Origin of the sequence: Entomomonas asaccharolytica (assembly GCF_016653615.1) — a bacterium.
GTDB classification, from domain to species: Bacteria; Pseudomonadota; Gammaproteobacteria; order Pseudomonadales; family Pseudomonadaceae; genus Entomomonas; species Entomomonas asaccharolytica.
In genome coordinates this window covers 3010634-3035416 of the sequence record NZ_CP067393.1, presented here as the reverse complement: position 1 = coordinate 3035416, position 24783 = coordinate 3010634, and the positions used below count along the sequence as shown (strand labels likewise).

The 24783-nt window shown below is 37.4% G+C and carries 38 protein-coding genes; 36 read left to right on the top strand and 2 right to left on the bottom strand.

Features of this window, described 5'->3' with window-relative positions:
* Positions 1–13 precede the first annotated feature (13 nt).
* The 23 genes from rpsS (at position 14) to rplQ (ending at position 10963) form a co-directional block, all read left to right on the top strand.
* Positions 14–289: a 30S ribosomal protein S19 gene (gene rpsS, locus JHT90_RS14225; RefSeq protein WP_201092227.1), complete on the top strand. Its 276-nt coding sequence runs from the start codon at positions 14–16 to the stop codon at positions 287–289.
* 12 nt (positions 290–301) lie between these two features.
* Entirely contained in the window at positions 302–652 is a 351-nt protein-coding gene (rplV, locus tag JHT90_RS14220) for a 50S ribosomal protein L22 (RefSeq protein WP_201095922.1), read from the top strand.
* A gap of 13 nt (positions 653–665) precedes the next feature.
* Positions 666–1349: a 30S ribosomal protein S3 gene (rpsC, locus tag JHT90_RS14215; RefSeq protein WP_201092226.1), complete on the top strand. Its 684-nt coding sequence runs from the start codon at positions 666–668 to the stop codon at positions 1347–1349.
* 12 nt (positions 1350–1361) lie between these two features.
* Positions 1362–1775, top strand: a complete 414-nt coding sequence (gene rplP, locus JHT90_RS14210) for a 50S ribosomal protein L16 (protein ID WP_201092225.1) — start codon at positions 1362–1364, stop codon at positions 1773–1775.
* Positions 1775–1987 (top strand): 50S ribosomal protein L29, encoded by a 213-nt coding sequence (gene rpmC, locus JHT90_RS14205; protein ID WP_201092222.1) that lies wholly within the window; start codon positions 1775–1777, stop codon positions 1985–1987. The genes rplP and rpmC overlap by 1 nt, the downstream gene beginning before the upstream one ends.
* Before the next feature lie 2 nt (positions 1988–1989).
* The gene (gene rpsQ / locus JHT90_RS14200) at positions 1990–2256 is read left to right on the top strand and encodes a 30S ribosomal protein S17 (RefSeq protein WP_201092220.1); all 267 of its coding nucleotides are present in this window, start codon (positions 1990–1992) and stop codon (positions 2254–2256) included.
* 18 nt (positions 2257–2274) lie between these two features.
* Positions 2275–2643 (top strand): 50S ribosomal protein L14, encoded by a 369-nt coding sequence (rplN, locus tag JHT90_RS14195; protein ID WP_201092214.1) that lies wholly within the window; start codon positions 2275–2277, stop codon positions 2641–2643.
* Between the two features lie 11 nt (positions 2644–2654).
* Entirely contained in the window at positions 2655–2969 is a 315-nt protein-coding gene (gene rplX, locus JHT90_RS14190; protein WP_201092211.1) for a 50S ribosomal protein L24, read from the top strand.
* Positions 2970–2987: 18 nt separating this feature from the next.
* The gene (rplE, locus tag JHT90_RS14185) at positions 2988–3527 is read left to right on the top strand and encodes a 50S ribosomal protein L5 (RefSeq protein ID WP_201092208.1); all 540 of its coding nucleotides are present in this window, start codon (positions 2988–2990) and stop codon (positions 3525–3527) included.
* Between the two features lie 10 nt (positions 3528–3537).
* Positions 3538–3843 carry a 30S ribosomal protein S14 gene (gene rpsN / locus JHT90_RS14180; protein WP_201092207.1) on the top strand — a complete coding sequence of 102 codons (306 nt, stop codon included), beginning with the start codon at positions 3538–3540 and terminating at the stop codon, positions 3841–3843.
* 186 nt (positions 3844–4029) lie between these two features.
* Positions 4030–4422 carry a 30S ribosomal protein S8 gene (rpsH, locus tag JHT90_RS14175; protein ID WP_201092200.1) on the top strand — a complete coding sequence of 131 codons (393 nt, stop codon included), beginning with the start codon at positions 4030–4032 and terminating at the stop codon, positions 4420–4422.
* Positions 4423–4434: 12 nt separating this feature from the next.
* Positions 4435–4971 carry a 50S ribosomal protein L6 gene (rplF, locus tag JHT90_RS14170; protein ID WP_201092198.1) on the top strand — a complete coding sequence of 179 codons (537 nt, stop codon included), beginning with the start codon at positions 4435–4437 and terminating at the stop codon, positions 4969–4971.
* A gap of 10 nt (positions 4972–4981) precedes the next feature.
* Positions 4982–5332, top strand: a complete 351-nt coding sequence (gene rplR, locus JHT90_RS14165) for a 50S ribosomal protein L18 (protein WP_201092196.1) — start codon at positions 4982–4984, stop codon at positions 5330–5332.
* 3 nt (positions 5333–5335) lie between these two features.
* Positions 5336–5863: a 30S ribosomal protein S5 gene (gene rpsE / locus JHT90_RS14160; protein WP_201092191.1), complete on the top strand. Its 528-nt coding sequence runs from the start codon at positions 5336–5338 to the stop codon at positions 5861–5863.
* 2 nt (positions 5864–5865) lie between these two features.
* A complete protein-coding gene (gene rpmD / locus JHT90_RS14155; protein ID WP_201092185.1) occupies positions 5866–6051 on the top strand; it encodes a 50S ribosomal protein L30 in 186 nt (61 codons plus the stop codon).
* Between the two features lie 2 nt (positions 6052–6053).
* Positions 6054–6494, top strand: coding sequence for a 50S ribosomal protein L15 (rplO, locus tag JHT90_RS14150; protein WP_201092184.1), 441 nt, complete (start codon positions 6054–6056; stop codon positions 6492–6494).
* On the top strand, positions 6495–7826 hold the full coding sequence (secY, locus tag JHT90_RS14145) for a preprotein translocase subunit SecY (protein ID WP_201092183.1): 1332 nt from the start codon (positions 6495–6497) through the stop codon (positions 7824–7826).
* A gap of 24 nt (positions 7827–7850) precedes the next feature.
* Complete coding sequence (gene rpmJ, locus JHT90_RS14140; protein ID WP_201092182.1) at positions 7851–7967, top strand: 50S ribosomal protein L36; 117 nt, start codon at positions 7851–7853, stop codon at positions 7965–7967.
* 126 nt (positions 7968–8093) lie between these two features.
* Positions 8094–8450, top strand: a complete 357-nt coding sequence (gene rpsM / locus JHT90_RS14135; protein ID WP_201092175.1) for a 30S ribosomal protein S13 — start codon at positions 8094–8096, stop codon at positions 8448–8450.
* Between the two features lie 25 nt (positions 8451–8475).
* Positions 8476–8865, top strand: a complete 390-nt coding sequence (gene rpsK, locus JHT90_RS14130) for a 30S ribosomal protein S11 (protein WP_109704024.1) — start codon at positions 8476–8478, stop codon at positions 8863–8865.
* 14 nt (positions 8866–8879) lie between these two features.
* Positions 8880–9500: a 30S ribosomal protein S4 gene (rpsD, locus tag JHT90_RS14125; protein WP_201092165.1), complete on the top strand. Its 621-nt coding sequence runs from the start codon at positions 8880–8882 to the stop codon at positions 9498–9500.
* A gap of 22 nt (positions 9501–9522) precedes the next feature.
* Positions 9523–10521 (top strand): DNA-directed RNA polymerase subunit alpha, encoded by a 999-nt coding sequence (locus tag JHT90_RS14120; protein ID WP_201092151.1) that lies wholly within the window; start codon positions 9523–9525, stop codon positions 10519–10521.
* A 43-nt stretch (positions 10522–10564) separates the two neighbouring features.
* Entirely contained in the window at positions 10565–10963 is a 399-nt protein-coding gene (gene rplQ, locus JHT90_RS14115; protein ID WP_201092150.1) for a 50S ribosomal protein L17, read from the top strand.
* A gap of 230 nt (positions 10964–11193) precedes the next feature.
* Here rplQ and JHT90_RS14110 read toward each other — a convergent pair whose 3' ends face one another.
* Together JHT90_RS14110 and gloB are read right to left on the bottom strand one after the other, a co-directional pair.
* Positions 11194–12597 carry a LysM peptidoglycan-binding domain-containing protein gene (locus tag JHT90_RS14110; RefSeq protein ID WP_201092149.1) on the bottom strand — a complete coding sequence of 468 codons (1404 nt, stop codon included), beginning with the start codon at positions 12595–12597 and terminating at the stop codon, positions 11194–11196.
* 100 nt (positions 12598–12697) lie between these two features.
* Positions 12698–13486, bottom strand: coding sequence for a hydroxyacylglutathione hydrolase (gene gloB / locus JHT90_RS14105; RefSeq protein ID WP_201092143.1), 789 nt, complete (start codon positions 13484–13486; stop codon positions 12698–12700).
* Positions 13487–13656: 170 nt separating this feature from the next.
* Between gloB and JHT90_RS14100 the strand changes: the two genes are divergently transcribed.
* The 13 genes from JHT90_RS14100 (at position 13657) to JHT90_RS14040 (ending at position 24783) form a co-directional block, all read left to right on the top strand.
* Positions 13657–14409 carry a methyltransferase domain-containing protein gene (locus JHT90_RS14100; protein ID WP_201092141.1) on the top strand — a complete coding sequence of 251 codons (753 nt, stop codon included), beginning with the start codon at positions 13657–13659 and terminating at the stop codon, positions 14407–14409.
* Entirely contained in the window at positions 14402–14860 is a 459-nt protein-coding gene (gene rnhA / locus JHT90_RS14095; protein ID WP_201092140.1) for a ribonuclease HI, read from the top strand. Before JHT90_RS14100 ends, rnhA begins: the two co-directional genes overlap by 8 nt.
* 7 nt (positions 14861–14867) lie before the next feature.
* Positions 14868–15593 (top strand): DNA polymerase III subunit epsilon, encoded by a 726-nt coding sequence (gene dnaQ / locus JHT90_RS14090; protein ID WP_201092138.1) that lies wholly within the window; start codon positions 14868–14870, stop codon positions 15591–15593.
* Positions 15594–15678: 85 nt separating this feature from the next.
* On the top strand, positions 15679–16803 hold the full coding sequence (locus JHT90_RS14085) for a glycosyltransferase (RefSeq protein ID WP_201092136.1): 1125 nt from the start codon (positions 15679–15681) through the stop codon (positions 16801–16803).
* A gap of 2 nt (positions 16804–16805) precedes the next feature.
* Entirely contained in the window at positions 16806–17240 is a 435-nt protein-coding gene (locus JHT90_RS14080) for an acyl-CoA thioesterase (RefSeq protein WP_201092134.1), read from the top strand.
* A 148-nt stretch (positions 17241–17388) separates the two neighbouring features.
* Positions 17389–17787: a hypothetical protein gene (locus JHT90_RS14075; protein WP_201092132.1), complete on the top strand. Its 399-nt coding sequence runs from the start codon at positions 17389–17391 to the stop codon at positions 17785–17787.
* A gap of 184 nt (positions 17788–17971) precedes the next feature.
* Positions 17972–18760, top strand: a complete 789-nt coding sequence (gene otsB / locus JHT90_RS14070; protein WP_201092130.1) for a trehalose-phosphatase — start codon at positions 17972–17974, stop codon at positions 18758–18760.
* Between the two features lie 27 nt (positions 18761–18787).
* Positions 18788–20179, top strand: coding sequence for an alpha,alpha-trehalose-phosphate synthase (UDP-forming) (locus JHT90_RS14065; RefSeq protein ID WP_201092125.1), 1392 nt, complete (start codon positions 18788–18790; stop codon positions 20177–20179).
* Between the two features lie 25 nt (positions 20180–20204).
* Complete coding sequence (locus tag JHT90_RS14060) at positions 20205–21230, top strand: acyl-CoA/acyl-ACP dehydrogenase (RefSeq protein ID WP_201092124.1); 1026 nt, start codon at positions 20205–20207, stop codon at positions 21228–21230.
* Positions 21218–21979 (top strand): PIG-L deacetylase family protein, encoded by a 762-nt coding sequence (locus JHT90_RS14055; RefSeq protein WP_201092123.1) that lies wholly within the window; start codon positions 21218–21220, stop codon positions 21977–21979. Before JHT90_RS14060 ends, JHT90_RS14055 begins: the two co-directional genes overlap by 13 nt.
* On the top strand, positions 21976–22554 hold the full coding sequence (locus JHT90_RS14050; protein ID WP_201092121.1) for a class I SAM-dependent methyltransferase: 579 nt from the start codon (positions 21976–21978) through the stop codon (positions 22552–22554). Before JHT90_RS14055 ends, JHT90_RS14050 begins: the two co-directional genes overlap by 4 nt.
* 9 nt (positions 22555–22563) lie before the next feature.
* Positions 22564–23241 (top strand): glycosyltransferase, encoded by a 678-nt coding sequence (locus tag JHT90_RS14045; RefSeq protein WP_201092119.1) that lies wholly within the window; start codon positions 22564–22566, stop codon positions 23239–23241.
* Between the two features lie 264 nt (positions 23242–23505).
* A complete protein-coding gene (locus tag JHT90_RS14040) occupies positions 23506–24783 on the top strand; it encodes a tyrosine-type recombinase/integrase (protein ID WP_201092117.1) in 1278 nt (425 codons plus the stop codon).

Genomic DNA, 24783 nt, shown 5'->3' with positions numbered 1-24783 from the left:
TGAGGATACGATAATGCCACGTTCGTTAAAGAAAGGTCCTTTTATCGATCTTCACCTATTGAAGAAGATCGAAACGGCTGTTGAAAAGAATGATCGTAAACCAATTAAAACTTGGTCACGTCGTTCTATGATATTGCCACAAATGGTAGGTTTAACTATCGCTGTTCACAATGGTCGTCAACACGTACCAGTACTTGTGAATGAAGATATGGTTGGCCATAAATTAGGCGAGTTTGCTGCTACCCGTACATATCGTGGTCACGCGGCAGATAAGAAAGCCAAGCGTTAATAGGTGAGCATAATGAAAGAAGACAAAGATAAGATAGTATCTGCGAAATTATCAGGTGCTCGTATTTCTGCTCAGAAAGCTCGCTTAGTAGCTGATCAAATTCGTGGGAAGGAGATTGGCACTGCACTTAATTTACTAACGTTCAGCAGTAAAAAAGCTGCTCCGTTATTTAAGAAAGTGCTTGAGTCAGCGATTGCAAATGCTGAACAAAATAAGGGCTTTGACATTGATGACCTGAAAATTCATGCTGTTTATGTGGACGAAGGGCGTTCTTTAAAACGTATGCTTCCTCGTGCAAAAGGTCGTGCTGATCGTATTGTTAAACGGTCTTGTCATATCACTGTTAAAGTTATCGAAAAGTAACGGAGTCGATCAGATGGGTCAGAAAGTACATCCTACTGGCATACGCCTAGGAATCGTAAAGGAGCACACTTCTGTTTGGTATGCAGACCGCAAAAACTATGCGGATTATCTAAATACTGACTTGAAAGTTCGTGGTTATCTCCAAGATAAATTAAAAAACGCGTCCGTGAGCCGAATCGACATTGCTCGTCCAGCTCAAAGTGCACGTATTACTATTCACACTGCACGTCCTGGTATTGTTATTGGGAAAAAAGGTGAAGATGTGGAAAAGTTACGTCAGGACCTGACCAAACAAATGGGTGTTCCCGTTCATATTAATATTGAAGAAATTCGTAAACCAGAATTAGACGCAATGTTAGTAGCACAAGGTGTTGCCCAGCAGTTAGAGCGTCGTGTTATGTTCCGTCGTGCAATGAAACGTGCGGTACAGAGCGCAATGCGTCTTGGTGCTAAAGGTATCAAGATTCAGGTAAGCGGTCGCTTAGGTGGTGCAGAAATCGCTCGTAGCGAATGGTATCGTGAAGGCCGTGTTCCTTTACATACACTTCGTGCAGATATCGATTATGCAACCTATGAAGCACACACTACTTATGGTGTAATCGGTGTTAAAGTTTGGATCTTCAAAGGCGAAGTTATCGGTGGCCAATTAGAAGAAACTAAACCAGCACCTACATCTCGTAAAAAAGCTGCTAAGTAAGGGGTACGCCAAATGTTACAACCAAAGCGTACAAAATTTAGAAAGCAGATGACGGGTCATAACCGTGGTCTTGCTCATCGCGGTAGCAAAGTGAGTTTTGGCGAGTACGCGCTGAAAGCTACTGGACGCGGTCGTTTAACTGCTCGTCAAATCGAAGCAGCACGTCGTGCTCTCACACGTCACGTTAAGCGTGGTGGTAAAATCTGGATTCGTGTGTTTCCTGATAAGCCAATTACCAAGAAACCTTTAGAGGTTCGTATGGGTAAAGGTAAAGGTGGCGTAGAATACTGGGTAGCACAAATTCAACCTGGTAAAGTTCTTTACGAAATTGAAGGCGTTTCAGAAGTATTAGCCCGTGAAGCTTTTGCACTTGCTGCAGCTAAACTTCCTATTCCCACCTCTTTTGTTAAGCGGACGGTGATGTAATGAAATTAAAACAAAGACGTGAAGAAGTACGGAATCTTTCCGTAGAACAAATTAACGAGCAAATCATGGGCTTATTGCGTGATCAGTTTAATTTGCGTATGCAAAAAGCGACTGGTCAGTTAGGTCAAGTTCACTTGCTCAAACAGGTTAAACGTGATATCGCTCGCCTTAAAACCGAGTTGACCGCGAAGCAGAAGCAGGCAGGTAAGTGATTATGGCTGAAGCTCAAAAAACCGTTCGCACGCTTATGGGTCGTGTGACTAGCGATAAAATGGACAAAACAATTACTGTATTGATTGAGCGTCGTGTAAAACACCCAATCTATGGTAAGTATGTTAAACGTTCTACTAAATTACATGCGCACGATGAGACTAATCAATGTCGCATTGGCGACACAGTTACCATTCGTGAAACGCGTCCACTATCCAAGACTAAAGCTTGGACATTGGTGGAAGTTGTTGAACGTGCGGACGCAGTGTAAGAGGGTCGGAGAAAATATATGATTCAGACTCAATCAATGCTAGATGTGGCAGATAACAGTGGTGCACGTCGTGTGATGTGCATTAAAGTATTAGGTGGTTCTCACCGTCGTTATGCTGCTGTGGGTGACATCATTAAGGTAGCTGTGAAAGAAGCCATCCCACGTGGTAAAGTTAAAAAAGGGCAAGTGATGACTGCGGTAGTTGTACGTACTCGTCATGGTGTTCGTCGTCAGGATGGTTCTTTAATCCGTTTTGATGATAACGCAGCTGTGTTATTAAACAATAAGCAAGAGCCGATTGGTACCCGTATCTTTGGACCAGTAACTCGTGAACTTCGTACTGAGAAGTTTATGAAAATCGTCTCACTTGCTCCAGAAGTGTTGTAAGGAGAGGCGCTATGAAGAAGATTCGTCGAGATGACGAAATTATCGTCATCGCCGGTAAAGATAAAGGTAAGCGCGGCCGTATCGTTAAAGTGCTTGCTGATGATCGTGTGATTGTAAGTGGTATTAATATGGTTAAACGCCATACTAAGCCTAATCCACAAGCTGGTACTCAAGGCGGTATTGTTGAGAAAGAAGCACCTTTGCATATCTCGAATGTTGCTATTTTCAATTCAGAAACTAGCAAAGCAGATCGCGTAGGTTTTAAATTTGAAGATGGTGTTAAGGTTCGTATCTTCAAGTCCAATCAACAACCGATTGACGCTTGAGAAGGAAGGTAAATAACCATGGCACGTCTAGAAAAAGTTTACAAAGAACAAATTCTTCCTAAGTTAAAGGACGAATTAAAATTAGCTAATGTGATGGAAGTTCCTCGCATTACCAAAATCACCCTTAACATGGGTCTTGGTGAAGCAATTGGCGATAAAAAAGTAATTGAAAATGCTTTAGCTGATCTTGAGAAAATCACAGGTCAAAAAGCAGTGGTTACTAAAGCGCGTAAATCAATTGCGGGTTTCAAGGTTCGTGAAGGTTGGCCAATTGGTATCAAGGTTACTTTACGTCGTGATCGTATGTATGAGTTTTTGGATCGTTTGATTTCGATCTCTTTACCACGTGTACGTGATTTCCGTGGCTTAAATGCCAAGTCTTTTGACGGACGTGGAAATTACAGCATGGGCGTAAAAGAACAAATCATTTTCCCAGAAATTGATTACGATAAAATTGATGCTTTACGTGGTTTAGATATTACTGTAACCACTACAGCGCGTACGGATGAAGAAGGACGTGCATTATTACGTGCATTTAACTTCCCATTCCGTAACTAGGAGTTAGACAATGGCTAAAATGAGCATGAAAAACCGTGAATTGAAACGTCAACAAACGGTTGCTAAATACGCTGCAAAGCGTGCTGCTTTAAAAGCAATTATTGTTAACCCAAAATCTACTGATGAAGAGCGTTGGGAAGCACAAGTTGCTTTACAAAAACAACCTCGTGATGCTAGTAAATCACGTATTCGTAACCGTTGCCGCATCACTGGCCGTCCACATGGTGTATACCGTAAGTTCGGTTTAGGTCGTAACAAGTTACGTGAAGCAGCAATGCGTGGTGATGTGCCAGGTTTAGTGAAAGCTAGCTGGTAATTACTCAGTAATTAAGTTGTAAATAAGATAAGTCAAGCTTTATAGCTTGACTTATTTTTTTTGTGTCGTTAAAATACTCGGCTCGCCGAATCTCTGTGAGGAGCATTTTGGCGTTTCGTAGCCTATTTATATTGATTTAAATAATAAAAATAGGTTCTTTTATATTTTTAGGAGTAAAAATAGCCCATGAGTATGCAGGACCCGTTAGCTGATATGCTAACCCGTATCCGTAATGCCCAAATGGCTGAAAAGTCAGTTGTAAGCATGCCATCCTCTAAATTAAAGGTGGCTGTAGCCAAAGTTCTTCAAGACGAAGGTTACATTCAAGGGTACTCAGTTAGTGAAAGCGTAAAACCCGAGTTGACTATCGAATTAAAATATTTCGAAGGTCGTCCCGTTATTGAAGAACTTAAAAGAGCTAGTCGTCCAGGCTTACGTAACTACAAGTCAGCTTCTGAGCTGCCAAAAGTACGTGGTGGTCTAGGTGTATCTATCATCTCTACCAATAAAGGTGTGATGACTGATCGTGCTGCTCGCGCTGCCGGTGTTGGTGGCGAAGTACTTTGTACAGTATTCTAAGGGGAGTTAGCCATGTCACGCGTTGCTAAGAATCCCGTTACTATTCCAGCAGGGGTTGAAGTTAAAATCGCTGGAGATCAATTTTCAGTTAAAGGCCCAAAAGGTACTTTAGAAATGAAAATTCATCCTGCCGTAGAAATTACACAGGATGGTTCTGAATTAAAATTTGCCTTACGTGAAAATGCTGAACTTAAAGTGAAAGCAATGTCTGGTACTACTCGCGCCTTAGTTAATAACATGGTGTTAGGTGTTAGCCAAGGCTTTGAGCGTAAGCTATTATTAAATGGTGTTGGTTACAGAGCTCAAGCTAAAGGTCAAGTATTAAACTTAACTTTAGGTTTTTCGCATCCAATCGATTACCAATTACCTGCAGGTGTCACTGCAGAAACGCCTACTCAAACTGAAATTTTGATTAAAGGTATCGATAAACAATTAGTTGGACAAGTAGCAGCTGAAGTTCGCGGTTTCCGTCCACCAGAGCCATATAAAGGTAAAGGTGTGCGTTATGCAGATGAAACTGTCCATCGTAAAGAAGCTAAGAAGAAGTAGGACATAGAAAATGAGCGACAAAAAAGAAACTCGTTTGCGCCGTGCACGTCAAGCACGTTTAAGAATGCGCGAGCTGGAAGTTGTACGTCTCTGCGTGTACCGCTCTTCCCAGCATATTTATGCGCAGGTTATTGCAGCTGATGGTGGCAAAGTATTAGCTTGTGCTTCTACGCTGGATAAAGAATTGCGTGATGGTGCAACAGGTAATATTGAGGCAGCTAAAAAAGTAGGTCAATTAATTGCGACTCGTGCTAAAGCTGCTGGTGTAACCAAACTAGCCTTTGACCGTTCAGGTTTTAAATATCATGGTCGCGTGAAGGCGTTAGCTGATGCTGCTCGTGAAGGCGGGTTGGAGTTCTAAATTATGGCAGAGCAAAGACGAGATCGCGATAATCGCGAAGAGAAAGAAAGCCGCGACGAAGGTTACATTGAGAAGTTAGTTCAAGTAAATCGTGTGGCTAAAACTGTTAAAGGTGGTCGTATCTTTACTTTTACTGCATTAACTGTAGTAGGTGATGGTAAAGGTCGTGTTGGTTTTGGTCGTGGTAAATCACGTGAAGTACCAGCCGCTATCCAAAAAGCAATGGAAGCCGCACGTCGCAATATGATTCAAGTTGATTTAAATGGCACTACTTTACAGTATCCAATTAAATCAGTACACGGTGCTTCTAAAGTTTACATGCAGCCAGCCTCTGAAGGTACTGGTATCATCGCTGGTGGTGCTATGCGTGCTGTATTAGAAGTAGCAGGTGTACAAAACGTATTAGCTAAGTGCTATGGTTCTACTAATCCTGTAAACGTTGTGTATGCAACTTTTAAAGGTTTAAGAGATATGCAGTCTCCTGATGCTGTAGCTACTAAGCGCGGTAAAACAGTAGAGGAGATTCTATAATCATGGCTACTGCTAACAAAGTAAAAGTAACTCTTATCAAAAGTACTAATGGTCGTTTAGCGAACCATAAAGCTTGTGTTAAAGGGTTAGGTCTACGTCGTATTGGTCACACTGTTGAAGTATTAGATACTCCAGAAAACCGTGGCATGATCAATAAGGCTTATTACCTTCTAAGAGTGGAGGATTAATAATGGCCCTATTTTTAAATGAAATCGCTAGTGCTCCAGGCGCACGTAAAGCTAAATTACGTGTTGGTCGTGGTATTGGTAGTGGTTTAGGTAAAACAGCTGGTCGTGGTCATAAAGGTGTGACTTCTCGTACTGGTGGTGGCGTTGCTCCAGGTTTTGAAGGCGGACAAATGCCTTTACACCGTCGTTTACCAAAATTCGGCTTCGTTTCACAAAAAGCTTTAGATCGTGCAGAGGTGCGTACTTCTGAATTAGCTAAAGTAAAAGCTGATGTAGTAACACTACAAACTTTAAAAGAAGCTAATGTGATTAACTATAGTGTTAAGCGCGTTAAATTAGTGTTATCTGGTAAAGTGGCAAGTGCATTTACATTAAAAGGTATTCCTGCTACCAAAGGTGCGCGGGAAGCTGTGGAAGCTGCTGGTGGTAAGTTCGAGGACTAAATGGCTAAGCAAAACGCGCTCTCTTCATTTGCAGGTGGTGGCTTAACTGAGTTATATACTCGGTTAAAGTTTCTATTTCTAGCAATTATTGTTTATCGAATAGGTGCTCATATACCTGTTCCTGGAATTAATCCTGATCAATTAAAGATTCTATTCCAGCAACAAGGAGGGACGATCTTTGACTTATTCAATATGTTCTCGGGTGGTTCTCTTGAGCGTATGAGTATTTTTGCCTTGGGTATTATGCCCTATATTTCGGCATCAATTATCATGCAGCTCATGACTGCCGTAGTTCCTTCGTTAGAACAACTACGTAAAGAAGGTGAAGCTGGCCGTCGTAAAATAACTCAGTATACGCGTTATGGTGCGTTGTTTTTAGCGATTGTTCAGGCCATTGGTATGTCATTAGGTTTGGCTAGCCAAGGTGTTACTTTTAGCACAGCCTTTTCCTTCTTTTTTATTGCAGTAACGACTTTTGTTGCTGGTTCAATGTTTTTAATGTGGTTGGGTGAACAAATTACTGAGCGTGGTGTTGGTAATGGTATTTCCATGCTAATTTTCGCTGGTATTGTGGCTGGTATTCCTAGTGCAATTGTTCATTCTTTAGCTGCTTCTAATGAAACAGGTGACTACTTTAGATCATTTGCAACCTTACTTGTGGTTGGTGTATTGATTATTGCAATTGTGGCTTTCGTGGTATTTGTTGAACGTGGGCAACGTCGTATTGAAATTAGCTATGCTAGACGCCAACAACAAGGTTATAAAAACTTTGCTAAACAAACCAGTCATTTACCTTTAAAAGTAAATATGGCTGGGGTTATTCCTGCTATTTTTGCGAGTAGTATTTTATTATTCCCTGCATCTATAGCACAGTGGTTTGGTAAAGCTGAAGGTTTAGGGTGGCTAGGTTCTGTAGCACAGTTGTTAGCACCTAATCAGCCACTTTATATATTGTTGTTTATTGCTGGTATTATATTTTTCTGTTTCTTCTATACTGCATTGGTATTTAATCCAAAAGATGTAGCAGAAAATCTGAAAAAGTCTGGTGCTTTTATTCCTGGTATTCGTCCTGGTGAGCACACTGCTCGTTACATTGATGGCGTGTTAACACGTTTGACTTTGTTTGGAGCAATTTATATGGCGGCGGTATGTTTATTACCTCAGTTTTTGATTTCAAAAATTGGTTTGCCATTTTATTTAGGTGGGACGTCTTTATTGATCGTAGTAGTAGTTGTGATGGACTTTATGGCTCAAGTACAATCGCACCTAGTATCTCATCAATATGACTCTCTAATGAAAAAATCTAATCTGAAAACCTATGGTAGATCGTAGGTCATAAGGTTTGGGGAGCTACTGATGAAAGTCCGTGCATCGGTAAAGAAATTATGCCGCAATTGTAAGATTATTCGTCGCAATGGTATTGTGCGAGTAATTTGTAGTGCAGAACCTCGTCACAAACAACGTCAGGGTTGATTGTGCATTTATAGTGATTCTCAGTAGCTAGTGTGCTACTGAGTTATTTTTTAACTACAGCAATAATATTTTATACCTTATACCTGACTTCCAAGGTGAAAATAGCTGTCAAATGGAGTTTAATGAATGGCCCGTATTGCAGGCGTAAACATTCCAGATAACAAACATACTGTTATCTCGTTGACTTACATTTATGGTGTAGGTCGCGTAACTGCACATCAAATTTGTGCGGCGGCTGGTATTAATCCAGCTACGAAGATCAAAGATCTTTCAGAAGAGCAGCTTGAACAGCTTCGTGGTGAAGTGGCTAAATTTACGACTGAAGGTGACTTACGTCGTGAAGTTAATATGAACATTAAGCGTTTGATGGATTTAGGTTGCTACCGTGGCCTGCGTCACCGTCGTGGTTTACCTGTTCATGGTCAACGTACTAAAACGAATGCTCGTACCCGTAAGGGACCACGCAAGCCAATTCGCAAGTAATTGTCTACTATAGGATTTAATTATTATGGCAAAACCTGCTGCTCGTACTCGTAAAAAAGTCAAAAAGACGGTGGTTGATGGGATCGCCCATATCCATGCTTCTTTTAATAATACCATTGTAACTATTACTGACCGTCAAGGTAATGCTCTTTCTTGGGCTACTGCTGGTGGTTCTGGTTTCCGTGGTTCTCGTAAAAGTACTCCATTTGCTGCTCAAGTAGCGGCAGAACGTGCTGGTCAAGCAGCATTAGAGTATGGTTTAAAGAATCTTGAAGTAAATGTTAAAGGTCCTGGCCCTGGTCGTGAGTCTGCCGTTCGTGCACTTAACGCTTGTGGTTATAAGATCGCTAGCATTACTGATGTGACGCCTATTCCGCATAATGGATGTCGTCCACCTAAGAAACGTCGCGTTTAAGGAGGCAGTGAAAAATGGCTCGTTATATTGGTCCCAAATGTAAACTGTCTCGTCGTGAAGGTACAGATCTTTTCTTAAAGAGCGGTTCACGTGCGTTAGAATCAAAATGTAATATGGAAACTGCACCTGGTCAACATGGTCAACGTCGTGGACGTTTATCTGACTATGGTTTACAGCTTCGTGAAAAACAAAAAGTACGCCGTATTTATGGTGTATTAGAGCGTCAGTTCAGCGGTTACTATAAAGAAGCAGCTCGCCGTAAAGGTGCAACAGGTGAAAACTTATTGCAAATTCTTGAGTGTCGTTTAGATAACGTAGTATTCCGTATGGGATTTGGTGCTACTCGTGCTGAAGCACGTCAGTTAGTATCACACAAATCTATTACTGTGAACGGTCAAGTAGTTAATATTCCATCATACCAAGTGAAAGCAGGTGATGTAGTAGCCGTTCGTGAAAAATGTAAGAATCAACTACGTATTGCTCAAGCATTAGAATTGAACTCTTCTCGTGGTTTTGTAGCATGGGTTGAAGTAGATGCTAACAAAAAAGAAGGCGTCTTCAAGAGCGTTCCTGAGCGTAGCGATTTACCAGCTGACATCAATGAAAACCTGATCGTTGAGCTTTACTCCAAGTAATTGCTAAATTAAAGGTGCTACCATGCATAGTATGCTAAATGATTTTCTGACTCCTCGACATATTGATGTTGAGGATATCAGTACAACTCGCGCTAAGATCACTTTAGAGCCTCTTGAGCGTGGGTTTGGTCACACATTAGGTAATGCATTACGCCGTATCCTGCTTTCTTCTATGCCAGGTTGCGCTGTAATTGAAGCCGAAATTGATGGTGTGCTCCATGAGTACAGCACTATTGAAGGTGTGCAAGAGGATGTAATTGAAATATTGTTAAACCTAAAAGGTTTAGCGGTTAAGTTGCATGGCCGTGACGAAGTAACTTTAACTCTTTCTAAAAAGGGTGAAGGTGTAGTGACTGCAGCAGACATTCAATTAGAACATGATGTAGAGATCGTTAATCCAGATCATATCATTGCCCATTTATCTAATAAAGGTGCATTGAATATGAGATTAAAGATTGCTCGTGGTCGTGGTTATGTACCTGCTGATGCTCGTGCTTCAGATGATGAAACAAGAGCGATAGGTCGCCTACAATTAGATGCTACTTTTAGTCCAGTGCGTCGTGTTTCTTACGTAGTAGAAAATGCTCGTGTGGAACAACGTACAAACTTGGATAAGTTAGTGCTTGATTTAGAAACCAATGGTACTTTAGATCCTGAAGAAGCAATTCGTCGTGCTGCGACTATTCTTCAACATCAATTAGCTGCGTTTGTTGATTTACAAAGTGAAATCGAAACGATAGTTGATGAGCCTGAAGATGAAATTGATCCAATTCTACTTCGTCCAGTTGATGATTTAGAGTTGACAGTACGTTCAGCTAATTGCTTGAAAGCAGAGAATATTTACTATATTGGTGATTTGATTCAACGCACCGAAGTAGAATTATTGAAAACGCCGAATTTAGGTAAAAAATCTTTAACAGAAATTAAAGATGTTTTAGCTTCTCGTGGTCTATCGCTAGGTATGCGCCTAGATAATTGGCCGCCGGCAAGTATTAAGAAAGATGATCGGTCTTTTGGCTGATCATAATCACCACCGAGTGTATATTTGGTAAGGAATTACAACCATGCGTCATCGTAAAAGTGGTCGCCATTTAAACCGTACAAGCTCTCATCGTAAAGCTATGTTCCAAAACATGGCAGTGTCGTTATTTGAGCATGAATTAATTAAAACTACATTACCTAAAGCAAAAGAATTACGTCGCGTTGCTGAACCGTTAATTACTTTAGCTAAAGTAGATAGTGTTGCTAACCGTCGTTTAGCATTTAGCCGTACTCGTTCTAAAGAAGCTGTAGGTATTCTTTTTAATGAATTAGGCAAGCGTTATGCTACTCGTCCAGGCGGCTATATCCGTATTTTAAAATGCGGTTTCCGTCAAGGTGATAATGCTCCTATGGCTTATGTAGAGTTAGTTGATCGTCCTTTGAAGAAAGAAGCGGTTGAAGTGGAAGCTAAAGCTGAATAAGCATTAGTTACCTAGTTATAAAAAGCCAAGCTCTAAGCTTGGCTTTTTTGTTATGGATGTTTTAGTAATATTTACAGTTTGTGAGATTAAGATTGTAGTTTAGATAGCTTACATGGAAAAATAGCAAAACAATATATCTTAATATGCTAATCGTTAGTATTTAAACAATAATAAAAGAAAGTTAATAGCTCATTCAAAGATAAACCTATCTTTAACAAGACCAAATCTCATTAATTCCGATCAGTAATATAGAGTTGTTGACCTGGTTTAATGGAAGCATTAGCACTTAATTGATTAAGTTCTAGTAGTTTTTCTAACTTAATATTATTCTTTTGTGAAATACTCCAAAGGTTATCACCTGCTTGAATGGTGTATTTTCTGTTGTCTTTCAATACTATGGTTCTTAAAGGTTGTTCTGATGTATTGTTGTTAGTAGAGGAACTGGCTACCATTGGTACTTTAAGCGATTGTCCTGCTTTTAGAACCTGATTACTAGCGAGTTTATTAATGCTTCTTAGCTCATTAACACTAGTGTTGTGTCTAGCTGCAATACTGAGCAACGTGTCACCTGAACGTATATTGTAGTTATTCCATAGAGAAATATTTTCATTAGGAATACTGCCTGCTGCAAGTAAATCATTAAAAATAGCAGCTTTATGGGAAGGAACTAGTAATTGTTTAGGGCATTCGTTGTTAATAACAGCTTGCGCTTTTAAACCTGCATTTAAGTTTTGTAGTTCTTGAGTGTCAATGCCTATTAAAGAAGCTACTGTATCTAACTTAATTTGATGATTAATTTCAATTTTATTAAAGTAGGGTTGGTTAGGAATAGGTGTCAAATTTACTTGATAGTTATCAGGTGAAAAAGCAATTCTAGATAGAGCCAATAATTTAGGTACGTAGTGTATGGTTTCGTTAGGTAATGATAAATTCCAGTAGTCAGTAGGTCGATTTAGTTTTTGGTTTTGTTGAATAGCTCTTCTTACTGTACCTTCGCCAGAGTTATAAGCTGCAAGTGCTAAAGGCCAATCATTAAACATATTATGTAAATATTGTAGATAATCTAAGGCCGCATTCGTAGAAGCAATAATATCTAAGCGACCATCATACCAACGTGTTTGTTGAAGGTTAAAGTGTGTTCCAGTTCTTGGCATAAATTGCCATAGACCAGCGGCTTTCATGTGTGAGTAGGCCGTTGGATTGTAAGCACTTTCTACAGCTGGTAATAAAGCAAGCTCTAAAGGCATATTGCGAGCTTCTAGTTGTTCAACAATATAGTGTAAATAAGGACTGCCTTTAGCTAATAGTTGTTCAGTGGATTTTTTATTGGAGGTTAATAAACGTTGTTGCTGCTCTATACGGGAATTGTTAACGCCATGATATTCATTTTGTAGTTGAAAACCGTTGCGTATTCTTTGCCATAAATCATCACCATAAAAGCCTTGTTGAATAACAGTGCCTCTTTTTAGAATGATATGCTTATCTTGAGAAAGGGTTATGGCGTTATTATCCGATAGTTGGTTTTTTGAGGAACTACAGCCAGCCATAAATGTTAATGCAACTAAAGTACTAAATAAAAGCGCGGTTTTACATGCTATATTTAGCTTAAAGAATTTTACTAGGCCAACCAACATCAACATATCCCTAAATTTAAAACTTCTAAAACAACGATTTTAAAAAACATAATTTAGGAGGTCAAGTTTTTACAGAATATTTCTTGATAAAACTCATCCTTTAAAAATTGTTTTTCCATTCTCTTAGGGTCGTAAATATTTCAACAGGTGATTCAAGCTCTTGTTTTATATGGAAGCTAGCGGTTTTTCTAAGATTTTCTAAACCACAACGCAAAAAAGGGTTGGTCTGCTTTTCTAAAGAGATTGTAGATGGTAGTGTATTTAGCAGTTTTTCTCTGAGTGCTAAACAATGTTCAAGACGTTGCTTAATTATGCTATTTTCAGGTTCAACTGCTGTAGCAAATTTTAAGTTACTGACTGTATATTCATGAGCAGCATAAATAAGCGTTTCGTCTGGTAGTTGCCTTAGCTGTTCAAGTGAATAGTACATTTGTTCCATCGTACCTTCAAAGACACGTCCACATCCACCTGCAAACAAGGTGTCACCACTAAAAAGCCAAGGGACAGTATCATCTAACTGTTTTGGAAAATAATAAACGATATGATCAAGGGTATGCCCTGGAACAGTAATTATTTGCGCTGTTTTACCTAATATATTAACTAATTGATTGTTAGTTAGAATAATATCGCTATGAGGAATAGAGGGATTGTTAGGCGTTAAAACAATCGCTGTAGTTTGTTGTTTTAATAAGTTAATGCCCCCTGTGTGATCTTGATGATGGTGTGTAATAAGAATGGTAGTAAGTTGCCATTGTGGGTTTTGAGCTAGCCATTGTAGAACAGGTGTTGCATCACCTGGGTCTACTACTGCACACTGTTTAGTTGCTTTATTCTTAATTAACCAAATATAGTTATCATTAAAGGCAGATAAAGCTTGTACTTCGAACATGGCTAATACTCATATAATTAATAATAGTAGAGAAGATAACTTTTTATGGTGGTTTTTTGAAGTATTTTTTAATATTTTAGCTACAAGTTTGTTATAAAAAAGGCATATTAATGAATAATTTAAGGGCGTAATCTGTTATATTGTGGGTAATAGGAGCTAAGACTAAATAAATGACAGAATTACTTCCAGCCAATCAGCAACAAATGAAACAGCATGTGCAATCAGTTAGGTCATGGTTTGCCAGCGGTAAAGGTCAACGACTAATATCACTTGAAAAGCCATTAATTGATCAAGCGCTAAGTTATTATTTTGGACGTTTTTTATTACAAGCAGGACCATTATATAATCTAGTACAACCTATAAAAGATGTTGATGAAATCGTTTCTGTAGGTTATGAGGGTTTTAATGCCGATATTATTTGTGAGGAACATGCTTGGCCAATTCTAACAGAAGGGGTTGAAGCTGTTGTATTGCAGCATACTTTAGATTTTGCTTATTCTCCTCATAACACCTTACGAGAAGCTGCACGTTGTATAAGGCCAGGAGGACATATATTAATAGTCGGTTTTAATCCTTATAGTTATTGGGGAATTTATCGGCGTTGCTATTTTGGAGTATTAAGCAAATCTCACAGTATTACTTATAGCCGCTTAGTAGATTGGTTAAGATTATTAGGTTTTAATGTTGAGCGTACATGGAAAGGTGCTTATGGTCTGCCAAATAGTGTTGTGGTACAAGATAGGGTAGTAGGCTTAGAGGCAATAGGTCAGCACCGTAAATGGTGGGGGAATGGTTTTTATATAGTTAGCGCCCGCAAAATGATGATTCAGCCTACACCTTTAAAAAGTAAAAAGAAGAGTATTTTAGGTGCTTTAGCGCCTATACCAGTGGTTAATAGAAATGATGTGAGAGTAGATGAGTGACATAGTTAAAATATATACAGATGGAGCTTGTAAGGGTAATCCTGGTCCTGGCGGTTGGGGAGTATTACTTCTCTACAAAGGGATCGAAAAAGAATTATGGGGTGGGGAACTGGATACAACTAATAACCGTATGGAGTTATTAGCAGCAATTAAAGGATTATCCGCTTTAAAAAGACCTTGTAGAGTTTGTATGCTGACGGATTCCCAGTATGTCAAAAAAGGGATTACAGAGTGGTTAGCAGGTTGGAAAGGAAAAGATTGGCAGACATCTAATAAAAAACCTGTTAAAAATGCAGACTTATGGAAGATGTTGGATGAACAAGTGGTTAAACACCATATTACTTGGCAATGGGTAAAAGGTCATGCAGGTGATATAGGTAATGAGCGTGCAGATCAATTGGCTAATCGTGGTGTTGCTGAAATAATAGAAAGTTTAGGTGGGTTAAAGTAGGGTAGCTATGAGAAGTGTAGTATTAGATACTGAAACTACAGGTATGCCTGTAACAGAAGGCCATCGAATTATTGAGATTGGTTGTGTAGAAATAATTAATAGACGTTTAACAAATAGACATTTTCATGTTTATTTACAGCCTGATCGTGAAATTGATGAAGAGGCCATTAAAGTTCATGGTATTACTAATGAATTTTTAATTGATAAGCCAAGGTTCAAAGATATTGCCAATGACTTTTATGAGTTTATTAAAGATGCTCAATTAGTGATTCATAATGCGGTGTTCGATATTGGCTTTATTAATAACGAGTTTGAACTTTTAGGACAAACTGATAGGGCTAATGTGGAAGCCTACTGTTCAGTATTGGATTCTTTACAATTAGCGAGAGAGCGCCATCCAGGGCAACGTAATAGCTTAGATGCACTTTGTAAGCGTTATCATGTTGATAACTCAGGACGTGAGTTGCATGGCGCTTTATTGGATGCTGAATTATTGGCTGATGTTTATCTAACGATGACAGGCGGGCAGACTAATTTAGGTTTAGAAGCTAATGCGCAATCTAATCTATCAGGCGGACAAGCGGCCGCTATACAAAGATTACCTATGGATCGCCCAAAAACAAGGGTGATTAAAGCTAAAGATGAGGAGTTGCTAGCCCATGATGCGAGATTGGCCGAAATTGAAAAAGCATCAGGCAGTCCTGCATTCTGGAAAGTATTAACAGATAGTTAACTAATTGTGTCGAATAGCTACAAAAGACGGTGCTAGGCTGTTAAACTTTAACTAATTTTATTTTTGAGAATGGAGAGTCTGTTCTATGGCTCGATCGGTAGAGTCCAGAGTATTACAGTTTTGTCATGGTTATGATGGCCCTTTTTTAGACTGTGCTAGGCAATATGCTAGTCTCTTTAAAGGTACACCCTATAAGGTCACTACTGTATTTTTAACAGGCAAACCAAATGCTGAAGTGGCAAAGCAATGTGCTTCTGATGAAGTACTGTTTATGGATTTTACCTCTGCACAAGTGCGTGGCTTAAAACTTAAAGCCATAACTGATCTACGCGCTATTGCAGCTTCTCGTGATTTTAAATTTTGCATTGCTCATCGCTTTAAACCTATTTGGATTGCTTGTTTAGCTACCTCATTACCTGTTATTGGCGTTCATCACGCATTTGGTGATTATGAGCGATGGGGACGTCGTTTATTTGCTAATTGGCAAAAGAAAAGATTATCTCTATTAGGTGTATCAAATGCAGTTACAGATGATCTGAAAAAATGCTTACCATCTTGGCCTAGTGATCAAATTGAAACACTCTATAATCATATAAATATTGACCAAGTACGTAGTAAATTATTATCACGAATAGAAGCAAGGCATGCTTTACATTTAGATAAACATGCTTGGATTGTAGGCAATGTAGGCCGTCTGCACCCTGATAAAGATCAGGCTACTTTGCTTAGAGCTTTTGCTATAGCAAGACCAAAACTGCCTAAAAATAGTCAAGTAGCTATTATGGGAACAGGACGTTTAGCGGATCAGCTCAAAGGCTTAGCAAAAGAATTAGCTATTGCTGAAGATGTATTATTCTTAGGGCAAGTAGAGCAAGCCCGTAATTATTTTAAAGCATTTGATTTATTTGCGCTGACCTCAGACAAAGAACCCTTTGGAATGGTGTTACTAGAAGCAATGGCAGCTGATATACCCATTATTTGTTCAGATTGTGGTGGTGGTAGAGAAGTAGTAAAGGATGTGGGTATACTTTTCCCTTTTGGTGATGAGCAATTATTAGCAGAAGCATTAGTAAGAATGTCTCAATTAACCATAGAACAGTTACAAAGTTGCCATGATGCTATGCAAGTTAAGCTTTATAGCCATTTTTCTGATGAAGCAGTGGAGCAAGTGTTCTGGAAATTGCCGATGGTTCAAGCTTTTCGGAATTAGTAATGTGGGATAGAGAACCGTCCTTTGTTATTGATATTCAACCCAAAGCAGAAGACATAGATGCTTTTAAGCACGTTAATAATGCTGTCTATGTTAAATGGTTAGAGGACTGTGCATGGCAACATTCTAATTCGCTTGGTTTAAATATGGATATTTATAGACAATTAGACAGGGGAATGGCCGTTATTCGCCATGAAATAGATTATCTAGCCAGTGCTTATTATAATGATCGACTAGAATTAGCGACATGGATCGTGGAAATGGATAATAAACTAAGAATAAGTCGCCAATTTCAATTAGTAAATTCACAAACACAACAAACAATCTTAAAAGCCTACACTCAATTTTGCTGTATACAGCTTTCAACAGGTAAGCCTAAGCGCATGCCAGCAGAATTTATTAAATGCTATGGTAAGGCAGCATTATCAGTTGGTTAAGTAATCTATCATTTACTAAAAGTAAGTTTAGAACTTCTGGTGGCCATTAGCTATATGAAATTATTAGTAATATTATTTAGCTTGAAAAAACAATAAAACAGCACAATATACTACTAAAGAGTTATCTAAATTAAACGCAGTATTTATTATGACGAAGAAACTTGTTACTTTATTGTTTAGCCTTTTTATACCTATTGTCTATGCGGATGTAACGTATAGTCTATCTAACAAAACATCAACACCTCATTCTGCAAAACAAAATAAAGAACAAACTCAAACAACGGATCTTACCCAACAACTATTAAGCCCATTAGAGCTTCCTATTACTAAAAGCCCACTTCAAAACAATAAACAACGAAATATTGGTGCATCTAATAAAGAGTTTCCAAAAGCAGAGAATAGCGTAGGTGGTGTGTTACCTGACTTATTTAATGGGGCTGCAGGACAAGAGCGATTTGGCATAAGAGGAGATGTAATCAAAAGCGTTAATCTAAAGGAAAGGGGGGATATCGATGGCGCAAATATTCAGTTTATCTTTAGAAAATAAAAATAATTAGTGATCTGATATTAATAAATTTTCAGCATACATTTCATTGATTAACGTGTTTTTTATAACATTAAATTCTTAATCAAAACTCTGTTTTCTTTTTGTTTTCTTACCATTGTCTTATATACACTTAATAATCAATAACATAGTATAAATACAATTAATTTATTAAGTGATAGTGTCTATGTCAATAGGATATAAAGAATCATATTTACACTGGAAACTCACTCAGCAAAATAATTTTTTAGAACGTACACAATACGCACAGCCAAAAAAAATAGCTCTTTTTTTGGATTTTGATGGAACGTTAACACCTATTGTTGACCACCCTTGTAATGTTTTAATTTCAACTGATACAAGATTTTTACTGAAGCAACTAGCTCTATATTGTGAAGGAGCTTTAGCAATTATTACAGGACGTACTATTAAAGATATTGATAGTTTACTATCCCTAAAAAGTTTATATGTAGCAGGCATACATGGCGCAGAATGGAGAACACAGAGTAAAACTTTTTTTGCTGCTTGTTTTGAAAAAGATATAGCGCAAGTAACAGCGAAAATAAAGGATTTACTAAAGCGTTTTCCTGAGGTTTGGTTAGAGGATAAAAGTTATTCAATTGCTATTCACTACCGTGCAATGCCTTCAATTGAACAAAAGCTTTTTAGTGCTTTGCAGGAAATAATAAGCGATTATCAAAATCTAGATATTTTATTAGGGAAGATGGTTTTTGAGATTAAGAATTCTAATATTAATAAAGGGAAGGCTTTAAGTAAGTTTATGGAAGATGAGCCATTTGTTAATCGTTTTCCTATAGCCATAGGGGATGATGTAACTGATGAGTATGCATTTAAAAAAGTTAATGAATTAGGGGGCTATTCGATAAAAATAGGGGAAGGTGAAACATGTGCAAAGCAACGGTTAGCTAATCCTAAGCAATTACATGACTGGTTAGCACAACTTTTAGTTTTTTAGTACTTTTCTCTATAAAGGTCTATTTTAATGAGTCGTTTAGTGATTGTTTCAAATCGTATCCCTAATATTTTGAGTGACCAACCTAATACAGGTGGTTTAGTTAACGGGTTGTTAGATGCCATTCAAAACAAACCTTGTACTTGGATAGGTTGGAATGGCGAAATTAGTGACAACACCAAAGATTTTAAAGTACATAAAAAAAATAATACTCATTTTATCACCATGTCACTATCAGCAGTAGAATACAACAAATACTATTGTCAGTTCGCTAATCAAGTCATATGGCCTATTTTTCATTCGCGTACAGATTTATGTCATTACCATCCCTCATCTTATAATAGCTATAAAGAAATTAATTGTCGTTTTGCTAAGCTTGTACAGTTATCTACAGATGTAGACGATATAGTTTGGGTTCATGATTATCATTTATTATCCTTAGCTAAAAAATGTAGGAATTTAGGCGTAAGAAACTCATTAGGTTTTTTCTTACATATCCCTTTTCCTAATTTAGATGGTCTTAGAACAATACCCAAATATAAAGAATTATTAGAGGCTATGCTAAGTTATGATTTACTAGGTTTCCAAACAAAGGATGATTTGGATGCTTTTAAATCCTGTATAAATCAGTGTTGTTCAGAAGTATTTATATATAAAGATGAAATTTTATACAAAGGAACTGTGATTAAAGTTGGAGTTTACCCTGTAGGAATATGTGTAGATAAAATTAAAAAAACAATTAAAAGAAGCCACACCAGTCAACCAAAATTACCTCTAAACTCTTCAAACCATCAAATAATTATTAATGCGGATCGACTAGATTATATTAAAGGGTTAGCTAATTGTGTTTTGGCTTATGAAAAGTTATTACAAACCAATAATTCTATAAGTGAAAAAGTTATTTTACATCATATTAATGCACTAACTCGAGAATATATTCCAGATTATCAAAATTGTCGACATGAGCTTGAAAGCGAAATAAACAGAATTAATAAAAAATGGCAAAAAAATTCACAACCAGCCATTAACTACACTAATAAGGCTGTATCAAGAGAGAAACTATTAGCTTTATTACATCGAGCGGATGTGGGATTAGTTACCTCCTTTAAAGATGGTATGAATTTAATAGCCAAAGAATTTGTGGCTGCACAAGATGCTAATAATCCTGGGGTATTGGTGTTATCAAAATATGCAGGGGTAGCTAATGAGTTTGCAGAGGGTGCATTGCTTATTGATTCTTATGATATAGACAATATCACCAAAAAATTAGTGTTAGCTTTAAAAATGCCGAAACAAGAACGTAAAGAACGTCATAAATTGCTCTATGAAAAAGTGCTTGCTAAAGATGCACAACATTGGTTTGACACGTATTTAACAGACTTAACAAGTAGTGTATCAAACAAACAAGCAATTTGTTTTTAATATTTGGTTATAAAAGGGAGACATTATGAAATTTTCTAGTGAAGAAACTATTAAAGGTTTGAATACAATTATTGAAAAACATAAAAATTCTGCACCGTTAGAAATTCTAAAATATATTGTTATTAATAAACTTGATGATATTCCATTACCTGCATCAGGGAATACATTAGAACGATGGCAAGTGCTAGCGCATATGGCAACTACAGATTTAAGTTTAGCAAAATTTTATGAATCTCATTGTGATGCAAAAGCTATCTTAAATGAATTAAATGCTATGAACTTTAACACTGATAGTTTATGGGGAGTTTGGTGCGCAGAGCCTCCGCATTATAAAGTTGAAATCAGTCAAACCACAGAATGTGCGGCTAATAAACAAGTATCTATAACAGGAACTAAAGCTTGGTGTTCGGGGGCTGTTGGTCTCACTCATGCGCTAGTTAGTGTGTTATTTGAAGAGCAAAAATACTTAGTTGCCGTAGCGTTAGATGATCCCAGTATTAGTATTGATACCAGTAATTGGCAAGCTGTAGGTATGAAAAACACCAATAGTTATAATGTTACCTTTAATGATACTAAAGCTACTATTGTTGGAAATGCTAACGAATACCTAAATCGTGTAGGATTTATATATGGTGCCGCAGGGGTTGCGAGCTGTTGGTATGGGGCTTTATGCAAAGTTGCACACTATGTAAAAAATAACACAAACAAAAAAGCCAATCCCTATAAATTAGCCCATTTAGGAGCAATTGATAGTTTATTAGCGGCTAATTTAAGTCTAATTCGGGACACTGCCATTGCAATTGATATGCAACCAGAAGGTAATCATTTACAACAAATTTCTAGAATGCGTTTATCGGTTGAAAGTGCGGCTGAAGAAATTTTATGTCGTGCTTCGCGGGCATTAGGAGCTGTTCCTTTTTGCTTAGATAATGATTTTGCACAATTAATGGCTGATATCCCTGTCTTTATCCGACAAAGTCATGCCGAATTTGATCAAGCTAATTTGGCAGAGCTAGTTTTAGCAAGGGGTAATGAGCAGTGGCAACTCTAGATGAAGATAGGCTAATTTTTGGAAAAGGCACTTCTGAAAATGAATGGAAACAATGGTTAGATAGTTTAAAACTAGCCTCTATCAGCGCACAGTATTTAGTAGGGCAGAAACAACGTGTAGTACTCCTTGCTCCCCATCCAGATGATGAGGTATTAGCTTGTGGAGGAATTTTAGCGTTATTAAGCCAAATAGAGATTCCTATATTGATTATCGCTGTAACAGATGGAGAAGCAAGCCATCAAAATTCTGTGTATTGGACAACCACCAAATTAAAAGAGGTAAGGCCAAAAGAATCTGATACAGCATTACAGTTGTTGAATATTCAATGTGATATTGAGCGCTTAGAAATCCCTGATGGTGAAGTACAAAAATATAAGAAAATATTAAGCCAGAAACTAATTTCCCTATTAACTATTGATGATATTGTGCTTAGCCCTTGGATATTAGACGGCCATCCAGACCATGAAGCGGTAACAGAAGTAGCCGTTACAGTAACTAATAAGCTCAATATTCCATTAATTCAAACCCCCATATGGATGTGGCATTGGGCTAATCCAAAAGAGAATCGTATTCCTTGGCAAAGAGCGAGAGTAATAGAGTTAGATAAAACGCTACAAATGCGTAAAAAAGAGGCTTTATTCGCTTTTCAAAGTCAAACAACTGTTGATAAAAACGTACCCACTACCCCTATTTTACCCTATTACGTTATAGACCGTTTTACCAGACCCTATGAGGTTGTATTTATATGATGTTAGATGCACAGTATTTTGATCAGCTATATCAATCTAGCGATAAACCTTGGCAAAATGAGGATGACTGGTATGAAAAACGTAAACGTCATTTAATTAATGCCTGTCTAATTAAACAACATTATAACCAAATATTGGAGTTAGGTTGTGGTACAGGGTTTAACACAGAGTTACTAAGCAAACGTTGTAATTTTTTACTTGGCTTTGATTTCTCCTCAATTGCACTGGAAATAGCAAAAGAGAAATTGGCTGAGCAAAGCCATGTTGAATTTAGATGCTTAGATTTACCTGCACAGTGGCCTGCTGATACTAAAGCAAAGTTTGATCTTATTGTAGTTAGTGAGTTTGCCTACTATCTGACGGATGATGATCTTAAATTAATTATTAGTTGCTGTGTAAATTCTTTAGCGGTAGATGGTGAGCTAATATTTTGCAATTGGCTACCTGATTGTCATGATCGTCTCCAAGATACACAACACATACATCAGCTAGTAAGTCAAACTCATAATCTTCGTCATCAACTAACACATAAAGATAAATTATTTTTAATTGATAGTTGGTGCAAGTGCGACTAAGAGGTATATATGATAGGTATTACAATTCCCGTTCATAATGAAGAGGCACGTTTATATAACTGTTTAATCTCCCTTATTCGAGCGATTAATCATCCTGATTTAAATAGACATACTCATATAGTGATTGTATTAGATAGTTGCACTGATGGAAGTTTAGATATTGTTAAAGAATTCAAATTAGATCATATAATATGTAATGTTCGTAATGTTGGACTGGCTCGTAGAGTAGGCGTAAGTTATCTTATTCAGAAACAAGTTAATTGGTTAGCGTTTACTGATGCAGATACAATTGTGTCTGACTCATGGTTAGTAGATCAATTAGCATTAAATAGTTCAGTAGTTTGTGGAACAGTAGAAGTATCTGATTGGGAACAATATGGTGAATATGCTCCCATTATAAAACAGGATTTTTTTGACAATTATAATGATAAAGAAAATCATCGTCATGTGCATGGTGCTAATCTTGGGCTAACGACAGAAGCTTACTTAAGTGTTGGCGGCTTTCAACCTTTAAAATGCAGTGAAGATCAAGCACTGATTGATGCACTCATAGCAACAGGTGTTGAAATAGCATGGACAAACAAGCCAAGGGTGTACACAAGCTGTAGGCAAGACTTTAAGGCTCAAGGTGGTTTTGGTGATTGTATATTATCTAAATTAAATGAAATGATTTATCAAAAGAATTAAAGATGGTTATATTTGGTACTTTTAGAAAATATTTAGAACAAATAAAAAAGCCAGTAATTAACATTACTGGCTTTTTATAATGGCGCAACGGACGAGCCTCGAACAATTATTTATGTTAATCCATGATTATATATAAAGCTAGGTATATCAATTGATATATAAGGATAATGTATCATGGCGGATGTGTATAGCGCTATAGACAGCCTATAATAATAGGGGTTAATATAGGGGTTAAATAATCTAACCCTTAAAGGATTTTAAATAATGGCTAGACTAATAACCCCCTTAACAGATACAAAAATTAACAACACTAAAGTGGATAATAAAAAGTATCTTAAGTTATTTGATGGTGGCGGCCTTTTCTTATCCATTGCCCCTAGTGGAAGTAAGGTATGGAAAATTAAATATAATAAGCCTGATGGTAGAGAATCATTAATTACTGTAGGCGATTATCCTAGTACCTCATTAAAAGACGCTAGAGCCAAAAGGGAAGAAATAAAAGGCTTATTAGCTAAAGGGATAGACCCCTTTCAAGAGAAGCAAAAAGTTAAGTTAGTTACTGATAATAAAAATACATTTGAACCATTAGCAAGGGAATGGTTAAAACAAACAGCCGATAGTAAAAAATGGAAACCTGTACATACTGCTAAAATGACTAGAATAATAGAAAATTACATACTAGATAGCTTAGGGAAAAGAGATATTACAACTATAACCTTTACTGACTTAATGCAACCCATTCAAAAAGCAATGAAACAACAATATTTTGATGTAGCTAAAACAGTAAGGCAAACCCTAGTTAAAATCATGAGATTAGCAGTTATTAGAGGAATAATAACTATTAACCCTGCCCTTGACTTAGTAGGTTTAGATATAGAAAGAAAAGCAGACCACCGCCCCGCTTTAAATATTGACCGCTTACAAGAACTAGCCGAACGCTTATATAGCTATCCCCATTATCCCGTTACTAAATACGCCTTACTAATAACCTTACATACTTTTGTAAGGTCTAGCGAATTAAGGTTCGCCCGATGGGATGAAATAGACTTTACTAACAAAGTATGGATTATTCCCGAAACTAGAGAAGCAATCGAGGGAGTAAGATTCGCAGATAGAGGGGCGAAGATGATGACCGCCCATATAGTACCTTTATCAGAGCAAGTGGTAACCTTACTTACTGAACTAAAAGAAATAACAGGCAACTATGATCTAATATTTACTTACAATGGTATAAAACCCATTTCCGAAAATGCCATAAACGAAGCACTTAGAAAAGTAGGTTATGACACCAAAACCGAAATATGCGGGCATGGTTTTAGATCACTTGCATGTAGCGCATTAATAGAAAGCGGTCTATTTAGTGAAGACGCTATTGAACGCCAAATGAGTCACCTAGAGCGCAATAATGTAAGAGCCGCCTATATTCATAAAGCTAAACATTTAGAGGAAAGAATAAATATTATGCAATGGTGGAGTAACTATATTATTTATAATAGAGATCATGGCTATATAGCACCATATAATTTTAATATAACAAAATAA